At 70.4% G+C, this 20742-nt stretch carries 18 protein-coding genes; 13 read left to right on the top strand and 5 right to left on the bottom strand.

Features of this window, described 5'->3' with window-relative positions:
* The first annotated feature begins 27 nt into the window (after positions 1-27).
* From VB080_RS02595 to VB080_RS02580, 4 genes are all read left to right on the top strand, one after another.
* Positions 28-1227, top strand: coding sequence for a Gfo/Idh/MocA family oxidoreductase (locus tag VB080_RS02595; RefSeq protein WP_323416858.1), 1200 nt, complete (start codon positions 28-30; stop codon positions 1225-1227).
* Between the two features lie 410 nt (positions 1228-1637).
* Positions 1638-1877, top strand: a complete 240-nt coding sequence (locus tag VB080_RS02590) for a hypothetical protein (protein WP_323416857.1) — start codon at positions 1638-1640, stop codon at positions 1875-1877.
* Positions 1878-1938: 61 nt separating this feature from the next.
* Positions 1939-2985 carry a C40 family peptidase gene (locus tag VB080_RS02585; RefSeq protein WP_323416856.1) on the top strand — a complete coding sequence of 349 codons (1047 nt, stop codon included), beginning with the start codon at positions 1939-1941 and terminating at the stop codon, positions 2983-2985.
* Between the two features lie 114 nt (positions 2986-3099).
* Positions 3100-3927: a hypothetical protein gene (locus VB080_RS02580; protein WP_323416855.1), complete on the top strand. Its 828-nt coding sequence runs from the start codon at positions 3100-3102 to the stop codon at positions 3925-3927.
* A 29-nt stretch (positions 3928-3956) separates the two neighbouring features.
* Here VB080_RS02580 and VB080_RS02575 read toward each other — a convergent pair whose 3' ends face one another.
* Positions 3957-4700, bottom strand: a complete 744-nt coding sequence (locus VB080_RS02575) for an alpha/beta hydrolase (RefSeq protein WP_323416854.1) — start codon at positions 4698-4700, stop codon at positions 3957-3959.
* Between the two features lie 65 nt (positions 4701-4765).
* Here VB080_RS02575 and VB080_RS02570 point away from each other — a divergent pair, with 65 nt between their 5' ends.
* The 7 genes from VB080_RS02570 to VB080_RS02540 all read left to right on the top strand — a co-directional run bounded on the left by VB080_RS02570 (position 4766) and on the right by VB080_RS02540 (position 11074).
* Positions 4766-5524, top strand: a complete 759-nt coding sequence (locus tag VB080_RS02570) for a lysophospholipid acyltransferase family protein (protein ID WP_323416853.1) — start codon at positions 4766-4768, stop codon at positions 5522-5524.
* Positions 5525-5679: 155 nt separating this feature from the next.
* Positions 5680-7068: a class II 3-deoxy-7-phosphoheptulonate synthase gene (locus VB080_RS02565; RefSeq protein ID WP_416339586.1), complete on the top strand. Its 1389-nt coding sequence runs from the start codon at positions 5680-5682 to the stop codon at positions 7066-7068.
* A gap of 256 nt (positions 7069-7324) precedes the next feature.
* On the top strand, positions 7325-8365 hold the full coding sequence (locus VB080_RS02560; RefSeq protein WP_323416851.1) for a GntG family PLP-dependent aldolase: 1041 nt from the start codon (positions 7325-7327) through the stop codon (positions 8363-8365).
* On the top strand, positions 8362-9204 hold the full coding sequence (locus VB080_RS02555; protein WP_323416850.1) for a shikimate dehydrogenase: 843 nt from the start codon (positions 8362-8364) through the stop codon (positions 9202-9204). The genes VB080_RS02560 and VB080_RS02555 overlap by 4 nt, the downstream gene beginning before the upstream one ends.
* Positions 9201-9731 carry a shikimate kinase gene (locus VB080_RS02550; protein ID WP_323416849.1) on the top strand — a complete coding sequence of 177 codons (531 nt, stop codon included), beginning with the start codon at positions 9201-9203 and terminating at the stop codon, positions 9729-9731. The genes VB080_RS02555 and VB080_RS02550 overlap by 4 nt, the downstream gene beginning before the upstream one ends.
* Before the next feature lie 5 nt (positions 9732-9736).
* The gene (aroQ, locus tag VB080_RS02545) at positions 9737-10180 is read left to right on the top strand and encodes a type II 3-dehydroquinate dehydratase (protein ID WP_323416848.1); all 444 of its coding nucleotides are present in this window, start codon (positions 9737-9739) and stop codon (positions 10178-10180) included.
* Between the two features lie 249 nt (positions 10181-10429).
* Positions 10430-11074 carry an MBL fold metallo-hydrolase gene (locus tag VB080_RS02540; protein ID WP_323416847.1) on the top strand — a complete coding sequence of 215 codons (645 nt, stop codon included), beginning with the start codon at positions 10430-10432 and terminating at the stop codon, positions 11072-11074.
* Positions 11075-11192: 118 nt separating this feature from the next.
* Here the strand turns inward: VB080_RS02540 and pknB are convergent, their stop codons facing one another.
* Entirely contained in the window at positions 11193-13199 is a 2007-nt protein-coding gene (pknB, locus tag VB080_RS02535) for a Stk1 family PASTA domain-containing Ser/Thr kinase (protein WP_323416846.1), read from the bottom strand.
* A 359-nt stretch (positions 13200-13558) separates the two neighbouring features.
* Between pknB and VB080_RS02530 the strand changes: the two genes are divergently transcribed.
* Complete coding sequence (locus VB080_RS02530) at positions 13559-14425, top strand: thiamine phosphate synthase (protein WP_323416845.1); 867 nt, start codon at positions 13559-13561, stop codon at positions 14423-14425.
* A 39-nt stretch (positions 14426-14464) separates the two neighbouring features.
* Here VB080_RS02530 and VB080_RS02525 read toward each other — a convergent pair whose 3' ends face one another.
* Positions 14465-15571 carry a polyprenyl synthetase family protein gene (locus VB080_RS02525; protein WP_323416844.1) on the bottom strand — a complete coding sequence of 369 codons (1107 nt, stop codon included), beginning with the start codon at positions 15569-15571 and terminating at the stop codon, positions 14465-14467.
* A 354-nt stretch (positions 15572-15925) separates the two neighbouring features.
* On the opposite strand from VB080_RS02525, the gene metF reads away from it, so the two are divergent.
* Complete coding sequence (gene metF / locus VB080_RS02520) at positions 15926-16846, top strand: methylenetetrahydrofolate reductase [NAD(P)H] (protein WP_323416843.1); 921 nt, start codon at positions 15926-15928, stop codon at positions 16844-16846.
* Here metF and VB080_RS02515 read toward each other — a convergent pair.
* Positions 16779-18953 carry a HelD family protein gene (locus tag VB080_RS02515; protein WP_323416893.1) on the bottom strand — a complete coding sequence of 725 codons (2175 nt, stop codon included), beginning with the start codon at positions 18951-18953 and terminating at the stop codon, positions 16779-16781. The genes metF and VB080_RS02515 overlap by 68 nt on opposite strands.
* A 587-nt stretch (positions 18954-19540) precedes the next feature.
* Positions 19541-20395: an endonuclease domain-containing protein gene (locus tag VB080_RS02510; protein ID WP_323416842.1), complete on the bottom strand. Its 855-nt coding sequence runs from the start codon at positions 20393-20395 to the stop codon at positions 19541-19543.
* Between the last annotated feature and the right edge of the window lie 347 nt (positions 20396-20742).

The following is a 20742-nucleotide window of genomic DNA, read 5'->3' as shown; positions in this document are numbered from 1 at the left end:
TCTAGACAACATCCAAGGAAGGCTGGCATGTCGACGCTGACGTCTCACAAGGTCGCGATGCTCGGGACGGGCCTGATCGGCGACTTCTACACCATGACCCTGCACTCCCAACGCGGCCGGGACCGCGTCGTGGTCGCCTACTCCCGCTCCGAGGAGCGCGGCAGGGCCTTCTCCGAGCGCTGGGGGATCCCGCGCCACACCACCTGCGTCGACGACGCGATCAACGACCCCGAGGTCGACACTGTTGTCGTCGGTCTGCCCAACGACCTGCACCTGGAGACCATCGGCAAGGTGGCGGCCGCGGGCAAGAACCTGCTGGTGACCAAACCGCTGGGCCGGACCGGGGCGGAGGCGAAGGAGATCCTCGACATCGTCGAGTCGGCCGGGATCTTCGGCGGCTACCTGGAGGACCTGGTCTACACCCCGAAGACCACTGTCTCGCTGGCGTCGGTGAAGGCCGGCGCGATCGGGGACGTCACCTGGGTGCGGGCCCGTGAGGCCCACCCCGGACCGCACTCGGCCTGGTTCTGGGATTCCAAGCGTGCCGGCGGCGGCGCGGTGATCGACCTCGGCTGCCACTGCATCGAGATCGCCCGCAACTTCGTCGGCAAGGACAACCGTCCGATCGAGGTGATGGCCTGGGCAGACACCCTGGTGCACCCGATCGCGGCGGAGGACAACGCGATCTTCCTGGTGAGGTTCGAGTCCGGCGCGATCGGCCAGATCGAGGTCTCGTGGACCTTCCGCGGCGGCATGGACCTGCGCGACGAGGTGTCCGGCACCGAGGGCACGATCCGGATCGACCACTTCCTGCGCACCGGCCTGGAACTGTTCACCACCGGCGGCTCCGGCGGCTACGTCGCCGAGAAGGCCGAGACCGACGCCGGCTGGCTGTTCCCGGTGGGCGATGAGGTGAGTGAACTCGGCTACGTGGACATGTTCTCCGACATGTTCGACGCGATCGATGCCGGCCGGGCCCCGCGGGAGACCCTCTACGACGGCTACGTGGTGAACACGATCATGGACGCCGCGCTGAAGTCGGCGCAGACCCGGCAGTGGGAGCCGGTCGAGGTCGCGTGGCGCGGCGGGACGGCGGCGTCCATCAAGCGGGTGCCCGAATACCACCAGGGCAGGACGGTGGTGAAGCGCGAGTTGCTCCCGGACGGACGCTCGAAGCTGATCCTGAACGATCCGGAGACCGGCGAGATCACCGACGTCGTGTTGTAGGCCACGCCGCGCGGGCGGCATTCCCCAGGGCCGGACGGATCCCCCCTCGTCCGGCCCTGGCACGTGTCGAGGTGCCGACGGCCGTCCCCGACGGGAGGCTGCCCGCTGTGGATCTACCGCCATCCCCGCTGCCCCTTTGGGCCGGTCTCCGCTCCAACCCCACGTTGCGCGCCTTGGGTCACGTTGCGCGTGTTCTGACGGGCGCAATGTGATGTCGCAATGTGAGCTATCACGCACAATGCCGGCTCGGTGGGCGGGAAGGGCGGCCGCGCCAGGGCCCGGCGTGGGGTCTCGGCCAGCGGGGTCGGCGGGGCTGGACCAGAGCGGCGAGAGAGCCGGCCGTGGGGCTCGGCTGGTGGGCTGGGCCGGCGGCGGACGGAAATGTCAGTGGCAGCCGCAAGGATGCAGCCATGGACGTACTGCATGTCGATTGCGGGAGTTGCCGGGCCCGGGGGCCGGCCTGCTCCGACTGTGTGATCTCGGTGCTGCTCGGCCCGGTGGCCAGCGAGGTCGAACTCGATGCCGACGAGCTGGGAGCCCTGAGTGCCATGGCCGAATCGGGGCTGGTGCCGCCGCTGAGGTTGGTGCGTGGGGTGGCGATGACAAGCGATGTCGAGCGGGGGTTTGCCAGATCCCGAGCACTCCCTTAGGATTTCTCAGTATTGGTTCAGCCAGCAATCAGTGCTGGCCCGTCGGGAGGGGCTCACGGGAGTGCGTTCTCAACTCAGGGGGTTCCTCGTCGCAGTGGCGGCCGGAGCGCTCACCGCAGGTCTCTGTATCCCGACCGCCGACGCGGCGCCCACCCCGAAGCCAAGCCCCACGCCCACCACGATCGCTGACGCCAAGGCCCAGGTACAGAAGCTGGAGACGGAGGCCAGCGCGGTCGAGGAGGACTACGAAGAGGCCAAGATCCAGCTTGGGGAGGGCGAGCAGCGGCTGAAGGGTCTTCAGGCCGACATCGCCAAGCAGCAGGAGAAGGTCGACCAGCTCGGTTCTCAGGCCCGCGCAGTGGCGCTGATCCAGTTCCAGGGCCGCGGCATTGACACCACCGTCCAGCTGTTCACCGAGAGCGACCCCGAGGCCTTCCTCGGCCGACTCGCGACCACCAGTAGCGTTGACGCCAACCTGAACTCCACACTCCAGGAGCTTCAGGCCCAGCAGGCCAACCTGCTCGATCTGAAGCGTGCAGCCGAGGCCGAGGTTGAGGCCCTCGACGCCGAACGCGCCCGCCTGGCTGATCTCGACAAGACTCTGAAGGCCAAGATCGCGGAGTCCCAGGCACTGGTGTCCCGGCTCACCGAGGAGGAGCGCCAGCGGCTCGCGAGGGAAGAGGCCGGCGACAGCTTCGACCTCGGCGAGATCGACGACGACCCCGACTCGCGCTCCGGAAACACCAAGGACCGGATCAAGAAGGTCATCGCCTATGCGGTCAGCAAGGTGCCGAGCGGCCAGTACGTCACCGGCGGCGCCGGCCCGAAGAACTTCGACTGCTCCGGTCTGATGCTGGCCGCCTACCGGCAGATCGGCGTGAAGCTGCCGCATTCCTCGCGGGCGATGTCGCGGATCGGCAAGCCGGTCAAGCGCTCCGAGCTCAAGCCCGGCGACCTGATCTTCTGGTACAGCCCGGTGCATCACGTCGGCATGTACATCGGCAACGGCAAGATCGTGCACGCCCGCAACCCGCGCGCCGATCTGGTCGTCCAGAAGCTCAGCTCCTACCCGGCGCCCTGGTCCGGCGCCCGCCGGATCCTCGGCTGAGGACGGCTCACCCCTGTTCCTCCCCGCTACGGGCAGTGATCTGCGGGCACCGGACGTGCTCTCAGATCGGCTATCCACAGCGTCGGCCAGCACCGGCTCGGTAACCTCGACGACATGCGTGGTCGGCCGGCGGGGTTCCTGATCGGGCTGGTATGTGTTCTGGCCGGCTGCGCGCCGGCCGCGGCACTCCCGCCGTCCCCGGCCTCGGCACCGTCCCCGGCCACTCCCACGCTGCTCGGCATCCAGACCCGCCACGGCACCCTGTTCGTCACGCCACAGATCGGCAGCGCCGACCGGGATGCGTGGTCGACCCGTCTGGACTGGGCGGCCGAGTCTCTGGAGGCGACCGACCTGGGCGGCCTGACCGACGACTGGGACGGCCGTCTGGACGTGGAACTGACCGCTGCGGCGGCAGAGTTCTCCGCGCTCGCCGGCCCGGACAGCGCGGACGCCGCCGCCGTCACCCGCTGCCTGGCCGGACGTGGGCGGATCGCGGTGAACCCGCAGGTGCTGATCCTGCAGCCGGACTACCTGGACGGGTTGCTGCTGCACGAGGCCGTGCATGCCGCCCTGGCCTCACCCTGCGCCGCCGGGGCACCGCTGTGGGTGGAGGAGGGGCTGGCCGAATGGGTGGCCACCGAGCACAGCCCCCCCGCCGAGCAGACCGACCTGGCCTGGGCGAAGCAGACCCTCGCCGCGGACGGGGTACCGCAGACCCTGCCGCCGGACGCAGCCTTTGCCGGCGGCCAGCTACTGCCTGCCTATGCGCTCTCCCGCTCTGCGGTGGCGGCCGTGGTCGAGCATGGTGGCACCGATTGGGCAATGGCCTTCTTTGGCCGGGCCATTGCCGGTACGGCCACGGCGGATGAGGTCGCCAGGGTCACGGGCTGGTACCGGGCCGACCTGACCCGGCTCGCCGGGTCAGAGCGCGACGGGAAGTAGACGCTGCACGTGGTGGTCTGCTGGCACCACTAGCCTGAGTGCGCGGCGATGAAGTTCAGCGTCCCGGTGACAATCTGCTCGGCGTCGTAGTCCATCGTCGCCACGTGATAGCTGCGGGTCAGCACCTGCTCGGTGATCTCCTCACTGGAGATGTGGTTGAGGATGAACTGGGTGGACGCGGCCGGCACCACATGGTCGACCGCGGACCTGAAGATCAGGGTCGGGCAGATCACCAGGTCGAGGGTGGCCCGGACATCGGTCCACATCCGCATCATCGAGGCAGCGGCACGCACCGGGGTACGGTCATATGCCCGCTCGTCGACATCCGGCTTGGCGATGTCGGAGCCGATCCCCTTGACCGACCTGATCACAGCCGAGAGCGGCACCGCCATCCGGTCCTTCGGGTAGGCCAGCACCGCGGGGTTCACCAGCGCGATCCCGGCCACCTGGTCGCGGTAGTGCGCGGCCAGGCGCAGCGCCAGCGCGCCGCCCATCGAGAGGCCGGCGATGAACACCTGGTCGGCCTCGGCCACCAGGGCGCGGAACTCGCGCTCGACGCAGGCGTACCAGTCCCGCCAGTCGGTGGCGTTCAGCCCCTGCCAGCTGGTGCCGTGCCCGGGCAGCCGGGGTACCGCCACGCGGTGGCCGGCCGCGGCGGTGGCCTTCGCCCACTCCAGCATCGTCCAGGGCGAGGCGGTGAAGCCGTGGCAGAACAGGACGGCGGTCGGTCCATCACCGGCGTGGAAGGGCTGTGCGTAGTCGGGCACCTGCATGCCCACATGGTAGTGAGCGTGCCGTCGCATTAGGGTGTGGCGGCAGACCAGTTCGAAAGGTTCCCATGTTCTACGCGGTGTTCAAGACCATCCTGTTCCGGCCGGTGGTGAAATACCTGTTCGGTGCGACCGTGGTGGGCGTGGAGAACATCCCTGCCACCGGCGGGGTGATTCTGGCCAGCAATCACCTCTCCGCAGGAGACACCTTCATCCTGCCCTCGATGATCGACCGGCAGGTCACCTTCCCGGCCAAGGCGGAACTCTTCCGCGGAAATCGCGGGCTGGGTTCCCGGATCGTCGCCTGGTTCCTCAAGGCGGTCGGGCAGGTGCCGCTGGACCGCTCCGGCGGCAAGGTGTCGATGGCCGGGCTGGGTCCCGTCCTGGAGGTACTGAAGGCCGGCGGCACCGTCGGCATCTACCCCGAGGGCACCCGCTCGCCGGACGGACGGCTCTACCGCGGCAAGACCGGCGTGGCGCGGATCGCGCTGGCCGCCGGCGTTCCGGTCGTCCCGGTGGCCATGTTCGACACGTTGGAGGTGCGCGGCTTCGCCGGCATCCCGTGGATCCACAAGCCCCGGGTCGTGATCGGCGAGCCGCTGGACTTCTCCGCCTACGTCCCGCTTGCCGAGGACCATGCGGTGGTGCGCTGGGTCACCGACGAGGTGATGGCGGCCATTCAGCAGGTATCCGGCCAGGAGTATGTCGACCTGTACGCGAGTGCGGTGAAGTACGGCACGCTGTCGGAGTCGGACATCGCGGCGAAGGCGCTGCCCCGTCCGGGCGAGGGCTCGACGCCGCCCCAGGTGCCGCCAGCCATCAGCTGACAGCGGCCGGGTCGTGTCACGGGGCCGGGGTGAAGCGTCCCGGTGCCCCACCGCCGGGGTGCTGGAGGTGGACGAGCCCAGCCGGGTTCCGGCAGGTTGCCCACGGTGGCGAACAGCAGCGCCGGTGCTGGCTGCCACAACGTATGCTGGCGCGCGTGGTTGACCTGATTCCGTCGCTCGAGGAACTCCGTTCGCGCCCGATGGCACAGCAGCCGCAGTATCCCGACCCACAGGCCGTCGAACCGGTGTTGGCGGAGCTGCGGAAGCGGCCGCCGCTGGTGTTCGCCGGCGAGTGCGACGACCTCAAGGCCCGGATCGCCGAGGTGGCAGCGGGTCGTTCCTTCATGCTGCAGGGCGGCGACTGCGCGGAGACCTTCGAGTCGGTGCGGGCCGCCGACATCCGCGGCAAGCTGAGGGTGCTGCTCTCGATGGCGGTCATCCTCACTTACGCCGCCCAGGTCCCCGTCCTGAAGGTGGGCCGGCTCGCCGGGCAGTACGCCAAGCCGCGCTCCAAGGACACCGAGACCCGGGGTGGCGTCACCTTGCCTGCCTACCGCGGGGACGCGGTCAACGGGTTGGCCTTCGACGCCGCCAGCCGCACGCCCGACCCGAACCGGCTGCTGGGGGTATACAACCACTCGGCGGCGACGCTGAACCTGATCCGCGCGTTCGTGAAGGGCGGTTTCGCCGACCTGCGCGCCGTCCACACCTGGAACTCCGACTTCGTCCGCAACTCCAATGTGGAGGGACGCTACGAGGCGATGGCGGACGAGATCGAGCGGGCGCTGGCCTTCATGGTCGCCTGCGGGGTGGACGACGCGTCGCTGCGCACCGTCGACTTCTACTCCAGCCACGAGGCGTTGCTGCTCGACTACGAGCACGCCCTGACCCGGATCGACTCGCGCACCGGCACGCCCTACGACACCAGCGCCCACATGGTGTGGGTGGGGGAGCGCACCCGCCAGCAGGACGGGGCACACGTCGAGTTCGTGAAGCACATCCGTAACCCGATCGGGCTGAAGATCGGACCGGACGCCACACCCGCCGAGGTGCTGGCGCTGGCTGACGCGCTCGATCCCGACCACGAGCCGGGTCGGCTGACGATCATCACCCGGATGGGTGCGGCACGGATCCGCACCGTCCTGCCCGGCGTCGTGGCGGCGGTGGAGGACACCGGACGGCGGGTCGCCTGGGTCTGCGACCCGATGCACGGCAACACCTTCGAGAGTTCGCTGGGCTACAAGACCCGCGCGTTCAGCCAGGTGGTCGACGAACTCAACGGCTTCTTCGAGGTGCATCGCGAGCTGGGCACCTGGCCGGGCGGGGTGCACATCGAGCTCACCGGCGACGATGTCACCGAGTGTGTCGGCGGGGTGGACGAACTGGCCGAGGCCGACCTCGCGAACCGCTACGAGACCGCCTGCGACCCGCGGCTGAACCGCAACCAGTCGCTGGAGTTGGCGTTCACCATCGCCGAGCAGCTCAGCCGGGGCCGCGCGCTGCGGCACAACCCGGTCCAGGAGTTCCACGTCGAGGACTTCTAGGTACTGGTGTGCGCCCGGTCCGACCGAACCGTCTGGTCGAACCGGCCGACGCACAGGGGACTGTTCCGCTGAGCCGGCCGGGTGGCGTCCGCACAAACCGGGTGATCCAGGCCGGTCGCGGACACTATCCACGCGAGTGGTCTCTCCTGCCCGGTTTCTGCACGACTCGAGACCGCAGCTACCGAGGACCATCCGGCGCGTCTCGTTTTGCCGCCCCCCGGTGCATGCCGGTATCGGCGCGCGCAAGGATGGCTCCGTGGCAGCTGAACTGATCGACCTGCGATCCGACACCCTCACCCGTCCGAGCTCTGGCATGCGTGCCGCGATGGCGGCGGCCGAGGTGGGCGACGACGTCTACGCCGAGGACCCGACCCTGAACGCCCTGGAGGCCCGGGTGGCGGCGCTGCTTGGCCACGAGGCCGGGTTGTTCACGCCGTCGGGGTCGATGGGCAACCTGCTGGGCGTCTGGGCACTGGTGAAGCCCGGCGATGAGGTGGTGTGCGACGTCCGCGCCCACATTGCCCGCGCCGAGATGGGCGCTCACGCCGCCCTGCACGGTGTCACCATGCGCACCTGGGATTCCGCCGACGGCGTCACCGACGCGGCCACCGTCGAACGCCTGATCACCCCGGACGCCGGCCCGCACCTGGTGTCGACCGCGGCGGTGGCGCTGGAGAACACTCACAACTTCGGCGGCGGCACCGTGCAGCCGCTCGACACCCTGCGTGAGGTCTCCGATCTCTGTCGTGCGGCAGGGGTCGGTCTGCACCTGGACGGTGCCCGGCTGTGGAACGCCCACATTGCTACAGGGGTGCCGCTGGCCGAGTACGGCCGGCTGTTCGACACGGTCAGCGTCTGCTTCTCCAAGGGGCTGGGCGCTCCGGTCGGCTCGATGCTGGTCGCCAGCGCCGAGGTGGTCGCTCGTGCCCGGGTGCAGCGCAAGCGCCTCGGCGGCGGCATGCGGCAGGCGGGCATTCTGGCCGCCGCTGCCGACTGGGCGCTCGACCACAACCTGGACCGGCTGGCGGACGACCACGCCGCCGCTCGCGTCTTCGCCGAGCAGGTAGCAGCCGTGGCCCCGGAGACGCTCGCGCCGTCCGGCGTCCAGACCAACATCGTCGTGCTCGACACCGGCCGGCTGACCGCTGCCGAGCTGGTCGCCAGCGCCAGGCAGGCTGGCGTCCTGCTGTCCGCGGTCGGGGCGCGCACCGTCCGGGCAGTCACCCACCTCGACGTCACCGGCGATCAGTGCCTGGCCGCCGGGCGGGCGGTCGGCGAACTGCTGGGACGATCGTGAGAGCTGCCGTCCTGGGCTCGCCGATTGAGCACTCGCTGTCGCCGGACCTGCACAACGCCGGCTACGCCGCGGCGGGGCTGGTCGGCTGGCACTACGAACGCCACCGGGTCGAGGCCGACGAGCTGCCGGGCTTCGTCGCCGGGCTGGACGCCGACTGGCGTGGGCTCAGCCTCACCATGCCGCTGAAACAGGCCTGCCTCCGGGTCGCCGGCGAGGCGACCGCGGTGGCGACCGCTGCCGGTGCCGGGAACACCCTGGTGCGGCTGTCCAACGGCGAGTGGCTGGCCGACAACACCGACATCGGTGGCCTGGTGGACGCCCTCGCCCCCCACTGGCGACCGGAATGGGGCCGGGCGGCGATTCTCGGCTCCGGTGCCACCGCCCACTCGGCGGTGCTGGCAGCGGCCATGCTGGGGGCGGAGGAACTCACCTGTTACGCCCGCAACCGGACGGCGGCCGACGGCCTGGCCGCCTGGGCTGCGGCGGCCAGCCCCGAGCTCGCCGTGTCCGCCGAACCGCTCGAACGCTGGCGGCTGGGCAGCGAGCCGGTCGTGCTGTCCACGCTGCCTGGCGGGGCGGCCGACCGGTTCGCCCTGCTGGATGATCGCGAGGGCCTGCTCTTCGACGCGGTCTACGCCGGCTGGCCGACCCCGCTGGCTCGGGCGGCCGAAGCCGCCGGAATGACGGTGGTGGGTGGTTTCGAGCTGCTGTTGCACCAGGCCGCCCGGCAGTTCGAGCTGTTCACCGGGGTGGCTGCGCCGCTGGCGGCGATGCGAGCGGCCGGGGAGGCGCGGCTGCGTCCGTCCTCCGCAGCCGGGGCCGATAGAGGTGACCGATGATCGTCCTGATCGGCTTCATGGGCGCGGGGAAGACCACCGTCGGACGGGCGCTCGCCGACCGCCTCGGCCTGCCCTTCGTCGACACCGACCAGATCATCGAGCAGGCCGCCGGGCTGACCATCGCCGAGATCTTCGAAGGCTATGGGGAGCCGGGCTTCCGGGAACTCGAGGCCAGGGTGGTGACCGATCGGCTGGCCGGCCCGGACGCGGTGCTGGCCCTCGGCGGTGGCGCGATCACCACCGAGACCGTGCGTCGCGCGCTGACCGGGCACCAGGTGGTGCTGCTCGACATCTCCCTGGCCGACACGCTGCGCCGGATCGGCGGCGACCCCGGCCGTCCGATGCTGCACCGCCCCGACCTGGCGGAGATCTTCGCCGCCCGGGCCGGGCTGTACCGCGAGATCGCCTCCGTCCGGCTGCCGGTGGCGGGCCGGTCGGAGGTCGACCTGGTGGAGTCGATCACCACATGGCTGGACGATCCCGCGGCGCTCCCGCTGGACCCGGAGCCACCCGAGGCGCCAGAGTAGGCGCCATGGACGTCCTGGTGGTCAACGGCCCGAACCTGAACACCCTCGGCACCCGCGAACCCGAGGTGTACGGCAGCGTCACCCTGCCCGAGATCGAGGCGGACCTGATCGCCCAGGGTTCGCTGGCCGGACTGAGCGTCGACACCTTCCAGAGCAACCACGAGGGCGCGCTCATCGACCGGTTGCACGCCGCCCGCACCGACGGCACCCGGTTCATCATCATCAACGCCGGTGCCTACACCCACACCTCGGTGGCGCTGCGCGACGCCCTGGCGGCGGTGCGCATCCCGTTCATCGAGGTGCACATCTCGAACATCCACGCCCGCGAGGAGTTCCGGCACCACTCCTACCTCTCCGACCTCGCCGCCGGCGTCCTGTTCGGCTTCGGCACCGACGGCTACCGGCTCGCCATGGACCACGTGATCGCCCAGCTCACCCCACCCACCTAACCCTCTCCCCACCTGCCTCCCAGGACCACTCTGCGGTCGCAACTCGACTCTGCGGGCGCTGTGGCAGGCGCAGAGTCGAGTGGGAGGGGCGAGGTACGAGAAAGCGGGGCGGAGTGAGGCCGGGGTGGGGAGGTCAGGGAGAGCGGACGGGGAGCGCGAACCGCCCGGGTTTGCGCTGCTGTGCTGCAGATTGCGGTCTGAGGTGAGGGTTGTGGGGGCGCCGGCGCCTGCAGCGGCTACGCTCGCCTCATGCAGCTCACTCACCTTGGGCACTCCGCCGTGCTGGTCGAGGTCGCCGATCGCCGGGTGCTGATCGACCCGGGCAACTTCTCCGAGGCCTGGCACGGGTTGACCGATCTCGACGCCATCCTGGTCACCCACCTACATCCCGACCACATCGATCCCGAGCACGTCCCGGCGCTGATTGCTGCCAACCCGTCCGCGGCGGTCTACGTCGAGCCGCAGGTGCTGGGGCAGTACGACCTGCCCACCGCCCGTCCGCTGGCGGCCGACACCGAGGTGGACCTCGGCGGGGTGAACGTCGCCGCCGTCGGCGGGCTGCACGCGGTGATCCATCGCGACATCCCGCAGATCGGCAATGTCGGCCTGGTGATGAGCGCGCCGGGGGAGCCGACCTTCTTCCATCCCGGCGACAGCCTGGCGACGATCCCGCTCGGGGTGGACGTGCTGGCCATCCCCGCCTACGGCCCGTGGGCGGCGATGAAGGAGACGATCGACTTCGTCCGCCAGGTCAACGCCCCGCACGGCTTCCTGATTCACGAGCAGTTGCTCGGACCGCGAGGCTGGGCGCTGGCCTTCGGCAGGCTGGGTGAGATGGGGCCGGCGACCCTGGTCGACCTGCGCGACCGGACCCCCTGGGCGCCGGGGGCGTAGGTGGTGGCTGGCTTGAGGTAGCCGGACCCTGCGCACGGGGCGTGGCCAGCGTGCTGGTGGCTGACCGGATGTAGCCGGCCCCCTTGGGCGCCGGGGGCGTAGCCCGACAAAGCTGCGCTCAGCCGACGGTGAGCGTGATGGTGGAGCCCTTGGGCACCGACTCGCCGTTCTTCGGCTTCGACCAGGCGACCAGGTTGAACAGGTTCGGCTCGCGGTACTCGACCTTCACCTTGAAGCCTGCCTTCTTCAGGATCGCCTTGGCATCGTCGAGGCTCTTCCACCCGACATACGGCACCTTCACCAGCTCCGGCCCCTTGGAGACCGTGAAGCTGATCGTCTGGCCGCGCAGCAGAGTGCCCTTGGCCGGGTCGGACGAGATCACCGCGTCCTTGTCAACCTTGTCACTGAACACCTCGTCGGCCACCAGCACCTTCAGCCCGGCGTCCTCGTAGTACTTCTTGGCCTGGTCGAACGGCTTGTTGACGAAGCTCACGATCTCGACCGGAGCAGGGCCCTTGGAGATCTTGACGTCCACGACGGTGTTGCGCTTGACCTGTTCGCCCTCGTCGATCGAGGCCTTGACGATCGTCCCCTCCTCGGCGGTGTCGTGGTAGACCGCGGTGACCTTGCCGAGGGCGAGGTGGTTTTCTTCCAGCGCCTGCCGGGCGCCCGACTCGGTCAGTCCGATCAGCTTCGGGACGGGGTAGCGCTCCGGGCCCTTCGACAGGTACGCGGTGACGGTGGACCCGCGGACGATCGGTGTCCCGGTGACCGGGTTGGTGCGAATCACCTGCCCGACCTTGACCGCCTCGTCGTAGTCGTTCTCGAAGCTGATCTGCAGGCCCTGGTCCTTCGCCAGTTGCTCGGCCTTCGGCTGGGTCAGGCTGGCGAAGTCCGGGGTCTCGATGAACCGGCCGGAGAACATCCACCACGCCCCGGTGCCCAGTGCCGCGGTGAGCAGCAGCACGATACTGAGCAGGACGATACCGCGCCGCCGCCGTCGTTCCTGCCGCTGGCGCAATTGCCGTGCGGTGGGCGAGGGCGAGTCGGCCACCGCGACGTCGTAGTAGGGCATACCGTCGCTGACCGGCGGCTGCCCCGGGCTGACCGGCGTGCTCGGGGTGAACCGCAGGGTGGCGGTCCGGTTCATCGCCGGGGCGTCCGGGCCGGTCAGGGGCACCACCGGCACGGGTTCGGTGACCTGGGTGGCCGGGTCGAGGCTGGTCACCCGCATCCGGGCGGTCAGCGCGGGGTCGTCGGTGATGCCGCGGGTCAGCGCGCCCAGCGCCTCGCGGGCGTGGTCGAGCAGGACGGTGGCGTCGGCCGGCCGGTTGCGCTGTTCGCGGGCCGCGGCGCTGGTCACCAGCGCGTCCAGGTAGGCGGGGACGGCGGCTCGCGCCGCACCCGACAGCTGCGAGGACGGGCTCGGGATCTCGTTGTGGACGTGGCTGTAGGCGACCTGGATCGGGGTCTCGCCGGTGTGCGGCTTGCGTCCGGTGAGCATCTCGAACAGCACCACCCCCAGGGCGTACACGTCGCAGCGGGTGTTGCCCTTGCCGGTGGTGACCAACTCGGGCGCGATGTAGGACACCGTCCCGATCAGCGTCCCGGTCTGGGTGGCGGTGGCAGCGGTGACCGCCCGAGCGAGCCCGAAGTCGGCGACCTTGGTCTGTCCGCGGTCGGAGATCAGGACGTTCTCGGGCTTGAGGTCGCGGTGGATGATCCCGGCCTCGTGGGCGGCGGCGACGGCGGTGATCACCGGCAGCAGCAGCTCGAGCGCGCGCTCGGGACGCATCGGCGCCTCGCGGGTGATGACGTGCCGCAGGGTCTGGCCCTCGACGTACTCCATGACGATGTAGGGCCGGCCGTCATCGATGCCCTGGTCGAAGACCGAGACGACGTTGGGGTGGGAGAGCCGGGCGGCGGCGCGTGCCTCGCGGTCGAAGCGGGTGACGAACTCGGCGTCCCCGCCGAGGCTCTCGTGCATCACCTTGACGGCGACAGTTCGGGTCAGGCGGCGGTCGGAGGCCAGATAGACGGTGGCCATGCCACCGCGCGCGAGCTTGCGGAGGATCTCGTAGCGGCCGTCCAGGACGCGGCCGACGAGGGCATCGCTACTGCTCATGATCGTCACTTCGGCTCCGGACCAGTCGGGGAAGGAGGCCGTCCAGACCTGCAGGCTCGATTGTAGGAGCACGGGGGTAACTTCCACGACCAGACCCGCCGACGATCGGTGACAGTGCGGGCGAACCTGCTGGACACCGGGTGACGTTCCGTCCCTCCGCTGGGCGTGGTGCTTTGTCGAACGCCGCTCGCGACCACCCCTCCCGCAAGGGCCTGTTGTGCGTTGCCCGGCGGGCGCCTCGCCACATGGGAGTCGCTCGGCGCTGCACCGCTATCGCCTCGGGTCCCTTGCCTTGCGAAGCCCTCCACCGACCACTGCGCGGCCGTCGGGGATTGGGAGGCACGCCCTAGGCTGATGCCGTGACTGTTCTGCTTGGGGTCGCCACCCGGATCCGGCTCGCCCGGCTGTTGCTCATCACCGACCTGCGCGAAGCCCAGGCCGACCTCCCGGGGTTCGTGGAGGCCGCCCTGTCCGGCGGCGTGGACGTCCTGCAGTTGCGGGATCCGGCGGCTGACCAATCCGCCCTGACTGATGGTTTCACCAACGTCCGGCAGGTGGTGTTGCGGCACCGGGCGCTGCTCGGGGTCTACGACAGCCTCCCGGTGGCGGAAGCGGTGAAGTCCGATCTGCTGCAGCTCTCCGAGCGTGGGATGGACGCCAGCAGCGCGCGCCGCCGGCTCCACGAGTACGCGCTGGTGGGCAGATCCTGCCACTCCCGCCGTGAGGTGGACGCGGCCCTGGCCGACTCGCAGGTCGACTACCTGATGGTGGGCCCGGTCGTCGGGGGGCTGCCGTTGCCCGGGAGCGGCCTCGATCTGGTCCGCCACGCCGCGGCGGCAGCGCCTCCGTCCGGGCCGGACAGCAAGCCGTGGTTCGCGGTCGGCGGCATCACCACCGAAAACCTGGATGAGGTGCTCGCCGCCGGCGCCCGGCGGATCGCCGTCTCAAGCGCGATCACCGCCGCCGAGGATCCCCGGGCGTCCGCCCAGGCGCTCACGGCGCGCCTGGCACAGGCGTGGAAGGACGACCCTGGCATGGAGCGGGTCGTCTTCAGCGCGTTCGGCACCAACCCGGGGACGGCGCCTGCGTCCCCCGGTGGGGCACGCCCGGTGGCGCCGCGGTCCAGCCGTCCACTGATCGACCAGGCCGGGCCGGACGGCGGCACTGCGCTGCGCCAGCCACCCGATTCGCCGGGTCTTGGCCAGGGCCGGGCGCCGCAGGCCTGATCGGTGAATGTGCTGCGGCCGGGCCAGGCGGGGCCGGCCTCAGCTGGTGCGCTCGGCGGCGGCGCGCGCCAGGTTCTCCAGCGCGACCTTCGCCTCCGGACGCAACGGCGCGGCGGCGAGCCCGCTGACCGCCTCGGCGGTGGCAGCGGCGATCTCGTCCTCGACCGCCTGGAGTGCCCCGGAGCCAACGATGATCGTGCGTGCCCGGTCGACCTCCGCCTCGCCGAGGTCGCTGCGGCTGACCATGCCGGCCAGTTCGCGTGCCTCGGCCTCGCCGGCGAGGCGGAGCGCGTGGGCGAGCAACGCGGTGAGCTTGCCCTCGCGCAGGTCGTCCCCGGCGGGCTTGCCGGTGACTGCCGCGTCGCCGAAGACGCCCAGGATGTCGTCGCGGAACTGGAAGGCGCGGCCCACCGCTGACCCGTAGCGCGCCAGCGGCTCCAGGACGGACGGCGCGGCACCGGCCAGCGCGGCACCGACCTGGAGCGGTCGTACCACCGTGTAGCGGGCGGTCTTGAACTCCACCACCCGGCGCACCTGCGCCATCACCTCGTCCGGCCGCAGACGGGCGTCCAGGCTGGGCCGGGCCTGGGCGAGGATGTCCAGGAACTGGCCGGCGGTGACCTCCGTCCGCATCTGCTCGAGAACGCGTTCCCCGCGGCTGACTACCTCGTCCGGCAGGCCGCAGCGGGTGAAGAGCTGCTGGGACCAGACCAGCAGCAGGTCGCCCAGCAGGATCGCGCCGGCCTGTCCGAAGTCGGCGGCGTCGCCCTGCAGTCCCTGCTCAGTGTGCAGGGCGGCGAACTGCCGATGGGCGGCGGGCTGGCCGCGCCGGGTGTCGGAGGCGTCCATGACGTCGTCGTGCACCAGGGCGCTGACGTGCAGCAGGTCGAGGCTGGCCGCAGCCCGCAGCAGCGGACGCGGATCGGCCGGGACGGCGGTCACCGCCAGGTAACCCCAGACGCAGAAGGCGGGACGCAGCCGCTTCCCGCCGGCGGTGAAGCCCTCCGCCAGTTCGGCCACCGGGGCCAGTCCGGGCGAGATCTCCAGCACCTGCGTGCGGCGGGCGGCCAGGAACTCGTCGAGTTCGGTGGAGACGGCGGTGCGGAACGCGTCGGAGACGGGGTCGGAAGGGTTGAAGCTGGCCACGGGGGGAGCCTAACCGACGCTGGCGTGGCCGTGGTGGCGGAGCTGGTCGACGACCAGGGTGCGGCGGAGAAGTGCAGGCAGCGGTTTCCGGTTGGGCCGGATGACAAGGCGGAGGTTCGGCCGGATGGCAGCGGCACCTGGACACGGCCGACACCGCGATCAGCGGACACCGGCACCGTAGTCAGTCGGCACCGCGATCAGCGGACACTGGCAGCAATCAGTCCACTTCGCGACCAGCCGACGTCGACACCGCAGTCAACTCACACCGCGATCAGCCGACAACACCATCAGCCGCCCGATCCAGGAAGCGACACGCAGCGGCGGTTTTGTGGGCAGCCCCTTAGGGTTGCCGCCATGGTGGAGCAGGACACGGCCGTGCGGCCGTCCCCGACGATCGCAGCGGTACTGGCGTCGGGCGATCACCCCACCATGTCGTTCGAGTTCTTCCCGCCGAAGGACGACGCCGCCCAGGCCCAGCTGGCCTCGGCGATCACCGACCTGGAACCGCTGCGGCCCGATTTCGTCTCGGTGACCTACGGTGCCTCCGGCTCCACTCGGGAACGGACGATCGCCGCGACCCGGTACCTCAGCACCCGGACGTCCTTGCGCACCATGGGGCACCTGACCTGCACCAGCCAGTCGGTGGCCGAACTGGAGGCAGCCGTCGCAGCCTATGCCGAGGGCGGGATCCGGCACGTCCTGGCCGTCCGCGGGGATCCTCCGGGTGGCCCGAGTCAGCCCTGGGTCACGCATCCGGACGGGTTGGACAACGCCACGCAGTTGGTGAGGCTGGTGAAGGCAGCCGGTGACTTCTGCGTCGGCGTCGCGGCCTTCCCGGACGGTCACCCCGAGCACCACGACGTCGATCTCGACGCCCGCATCCTGGCCGAGAAGGAGCAGGCGGGTGCGGAGTTCGCGATCACCCAGCTCTTCTTCGACGCCGACAGCTACTTCCGGCTGGTGGACCGGGTGCGTGCGCTGGGCTGCGGGTTGCCGATCATCGCCGGCATCCAGCCGGTGACCAACGTCCGTCAACTCGAACGGTTCGCCACGCTGTCGGGGGCAGACCTGCCCGCGCCGATGGTGGCCGCGCTCCATGCCGTGGCCGAGGATCCGGCGGCGGTCCGGGAGCTCGGCGTCGAGATCGCCACCGAGCTGTGCGACCGGTTGCTGGCCGGCGGCGCTCCCGGCCTGCAGTTCTTCACCCTCAACCGATCGACGGCGACAGCAGAGATTCTCGCCAGGCTGCGGGAGATCCCCCCACATCGAGGGTGACCAGCCGCTGGGTGGGCCGGGTCAGCGCCACGTAGAGGACGCGTTCCCCACCGGGTGACTCTGCGACGATCTGATCGGGGGAGACCACGATGACCGCGTCGTACTCCAGGCCCTTGGCGCCCAGCGGGCTGACGAAGCTCAGTCGCTCGGAAGCAGCCAGCGTGCCAGGCCTGCCGGTGCTGGCAGTGGCGAGCGCCGCCAGCCGGGACGGTGGCACGATCACCCCGATGGTTCCCTGCACCTGCTCGGCAAGGTCGGCGATCAGCGCGTCCAGCCGGTCGGCCAGGCCGTCCTCGGTGGTGGTGAGCAGCAGCGGTTCGACGCCCGTCCGGCGGATGGCGTCGGGCAGGTCGGCGTCCGGGTAGGCACGCTTGACCACCTGGGCGGCGAGGTCGAACACCTCTGCCGGGCTGCGGTAGTTGGTGGAGAGCCGGAACGAGCGGTGCGGGGCGCCGTCGATCAGGGCGTCCATCACCTGCCGGGTCTCGGCCTGGTCCGGCCAGCTCGACTGCGCGGGGTCGCCCACGATCGTCCAGCTGGCGTGGGCGCCGCGGCGGCGCAGCATCCGCCACTGCATGGGGGTGATGTCCTGGGCCTCGTCCACCAGCAGGTGCGCGAAGGTGGTGTACGGATCGTCCTGCGGATCCCGCTCCCGCGGTGTCGCCAGCCGGTCGGCGGTGGTGACCACCTCGGTGACCTCGGTCCCGTCCGGCAGGAAGATCAGCGGCTCGTCGGTGTCGTCGGGCTCGACCGGTCCGAGCAGGGCGACCAGCTCGTCCAGCAGGGCGGTGTCGGCCACCGTCCAGCCGGCGCGGTCGAAGCTGTGTGCCAGGGCTGCCTGCTCCGGCTCGTTCAGGATGCCTCCGGCGACCCGCGCCACCACCTGCGGATCGGCCAGCCGGCGCAGCACGGCGAGTGCGTCGAGATCGGGCCACCAGGCCTGCAGGAACATCCGGTAGGAGGCCGAGGAGGTCACCAGATCGGCCATGGTGTCGCGATCCATCCCGAGTTCGCCGGGCAGCCTGGCGTAGAGTGCGTCGAGGACGGACTCCTCGGCCGCCGCCCGGCCGGCATTGACCCGGAAGCGGGCCAGCACCTCGCGCCGGATTGCCGCCAACTCGGCGGTGGTCAGCGTGAGCACCTCACCCTTGACGGTGACCCGCAGCAGCGGATCACCCGCACCGCCCTGCAGCAGCGGCAGGTTCACCAGCCGCTTCAACACCGGCAGCATCCGCAGCGAGCCCTTGATCGTGGCGGCGGTCGCGTCGTCCAGCAGGTCGGAACCGAAGCCGAGAGTGTCCGAGGCCACCTGGCCGATGGCGCGCAGGGTGACCGAGTCCTCGCCCAGCGAGGGCAGCACCCGTTCGATGTAGTTCATGAACAGCGCGCTGGGACCGACGACCAGGATGCCGCCGCGCTCGTAGCGGCGGCGGTTGGAGTACAGCAGGTAGGCGGCCCGGTGCAGGGCGACCACCGTCTTGCCGGTGCCCGGTCCGCCGGCGATCACCGTGACCCCGTTGTGGTCGGCGCGGATCGCCTCGTCCTGCTCGGCCTGGATGGTGTCGACGATGGACCGCATCCGGTTGCCGCGGGCCCGCTTCAGCGAGGCCATCAGGGCGCCCTCGCCGACAATCACCAGCTGGTGCTGGGCGGTGGCGTCGAGCAGGTCGTCCTCGATGCCGATCACCTTGTCGTTGCGGCAGCGCAGCACCCGGCGGCGGACCACGTCCATCGGGTCGGTCGCGGTCGCCCGGTAGAACGGTTCGGCGGCGCGTGCCCGCCAGTCGATCACCAGCGGTTCGTAGTCGTCGTCGCGGACACCGATCCGTCCGATGTAGCTGGTCTCGCCCGCGGTGCTGTCCAGCCGTCCGAAGACCAGCCCCTCGTGCTCGGCGTCCAGCACGGCCAGCCGCCGCGCGGCCTGGAAGGCGAAGGCATCGCGTTCGAACAGGGCTGTGCCATCCTCCTCGCGCACCCAGGTCTCGCGGTCAGAGGTGTAGCGACGTTGGCCTTCGCGGGCGACCTCACGCGCCGATTTCGTGGCGAGGTCGAGATGGCGGTACACGAGATCGACATGCGCCTGCTCGGCGGCGAGTTCGCGTTCCAGGATCGAGGAGGGTGCCTCGTCAGAATCCACGGTCGTCCTTCGGAGAGAGATAGCGACCGTCCAGTTTACTTCGCTTCCGGCGCTGTTCTCGACCTTCTCGCTCCTTCCGGCAGTCCCCTGGGCCATCGCGATCAGCCGTTTGACGTGATCCTGCGTCTCGATGGTGTTCAGGCCCGCGTTCGCGGGGTGGCGTGACCATCGGCCCGCAGTATCGCGACAGCCCGCAGCCTCTCTGACGACCGGCCTCAGCCCCCTGCTCCCCGCGCCCAGGGGACACTCGTCGGTGGAGAGCAGGAGCGCCATCAAGTCAACCGCTGCTCCCCGCGCCCCGGGGACACTCGGCATCCCGTTGGCCTTGGTCCACGCGCCGCTGCTCCCTGTGCGCCGGGACAGGCACTGCGTCCGAAGCACTTGCCCCGTCGCTGACTACGTTGCTGCCCGCGCGCCGGGACAGGCGGCGGGCGCGGTGACGTGGCTCGCCGACTTGCCTGCCCGGGAGCAGCGGATGGTGGTGACGCGATATCGCGTCTCGATGCCTCACGGAGGCGCGATCAGCGCTCCCTTCAGCATCGACCCGCAGGATCGCGTCAGAGCAGGACGAGCATCGCCCGGATCATCGCTATCACCTCCGCCGGTCTTTCGTTGATCACCTCCCAGGTGAAGCGCAACACCCGGTAGCCCGCGAGCATGAACTGGTTCTGACGCTCCCGGTCGCGCTCGAACTCGACGTGGCCGGAATGGTATGCCTCGCCGTCGATCTCGATGATCAGTGGCTTGTGCAGGAAGCGGAGGTCCGGGTAGAAGGTCTGGCCGCGGAACTTCACGGGTCGATTGGCGACCCAGCCATCGATTCCCGCAGCCCGGAGAAGGGCGTGCAGTCTCGCCTCGGCGAACGACCAGGGGTTGGAGGCTGCCTCGCGGATGACGCGCTGACGCTCCCGCTGGCCGCGACCGCCCCGAAAACAGCTGGTCGCCTCGATGAGACTGGGGGCAGCCACCAGGCGTTGGCGGAGCGCTTCAAAGGCAGCCTCGCCCTGATCTGTCGCAGCCAGTTCGGCGCAGACATAGGCTGCATCGGCCACCCGGATTCCCCGGTAGAGCACGATGTGGTGGGCCGGGACCTGCCGCGCGGTTACCTTCAGCCAGGAAGGACACGACCTCGGTCGCCGCCGGACCGCCACCAGGAACGGCGGCGTTGGCTCACGCCCCTGGTGCAGTGCCCAGGCGGTAGCCCCGACCACCACCGCATCGTCCGCCCAGCGCATCACGGCGAGCAGCCGGGTCCACGGACGGGCCGAGACGGCGCTCGGGACGAACACTCCGGGCAACGGGCTTGCGAGCCTGCCGACAGCGGCTGCACGCTGCACGGTTCGGGCCCTTGACGGGTGCTCCCTGAGCACGATGACGCCGCCGGTGGCGGCGAGCAGGTCTTCCAGCCTCATGCTGGTTCACTTTCGGCAGGTTGTACCCATCCGTGCCAAACAATTTTCCAAGCTGTGGATGACGCCTTTCCGGACGTCGATGCCTGTGGACAGCCGCCATCGGCGGATCTCCAGCATCGACCAGCACAATGACGACATGCCTCGCTGTAGGCCGGGGAGTGCCGCATCCGCTGGGGTACCCCCGCTCGGCCGGGCGCTGGCGGTGTAGCGGAAAACCGGGGTATCGAGGTGCCTATCTCTGCCCCGGCCGGGCGCTGGCCGTGTCCGGCGATCGGCTGGTTCCCGATCGAGTGGATGCTCCACCCAGGGCCGCGTGCCGGCAGTGTGACCGAGGCCTGCAGGGTTCT

The sequence above is a fragment of the Propionicimonas sp. genome (genome assembly GCF_034927565.1).
Lineage (GTDB): Bacteria > Actinomycetota > Actinomycetes > Propionibacteriales > Propionibacteriaceae > Propionicimonas.
This window is presented reverse-complemented; position numbering and strand designations above follow the sequence as displayed.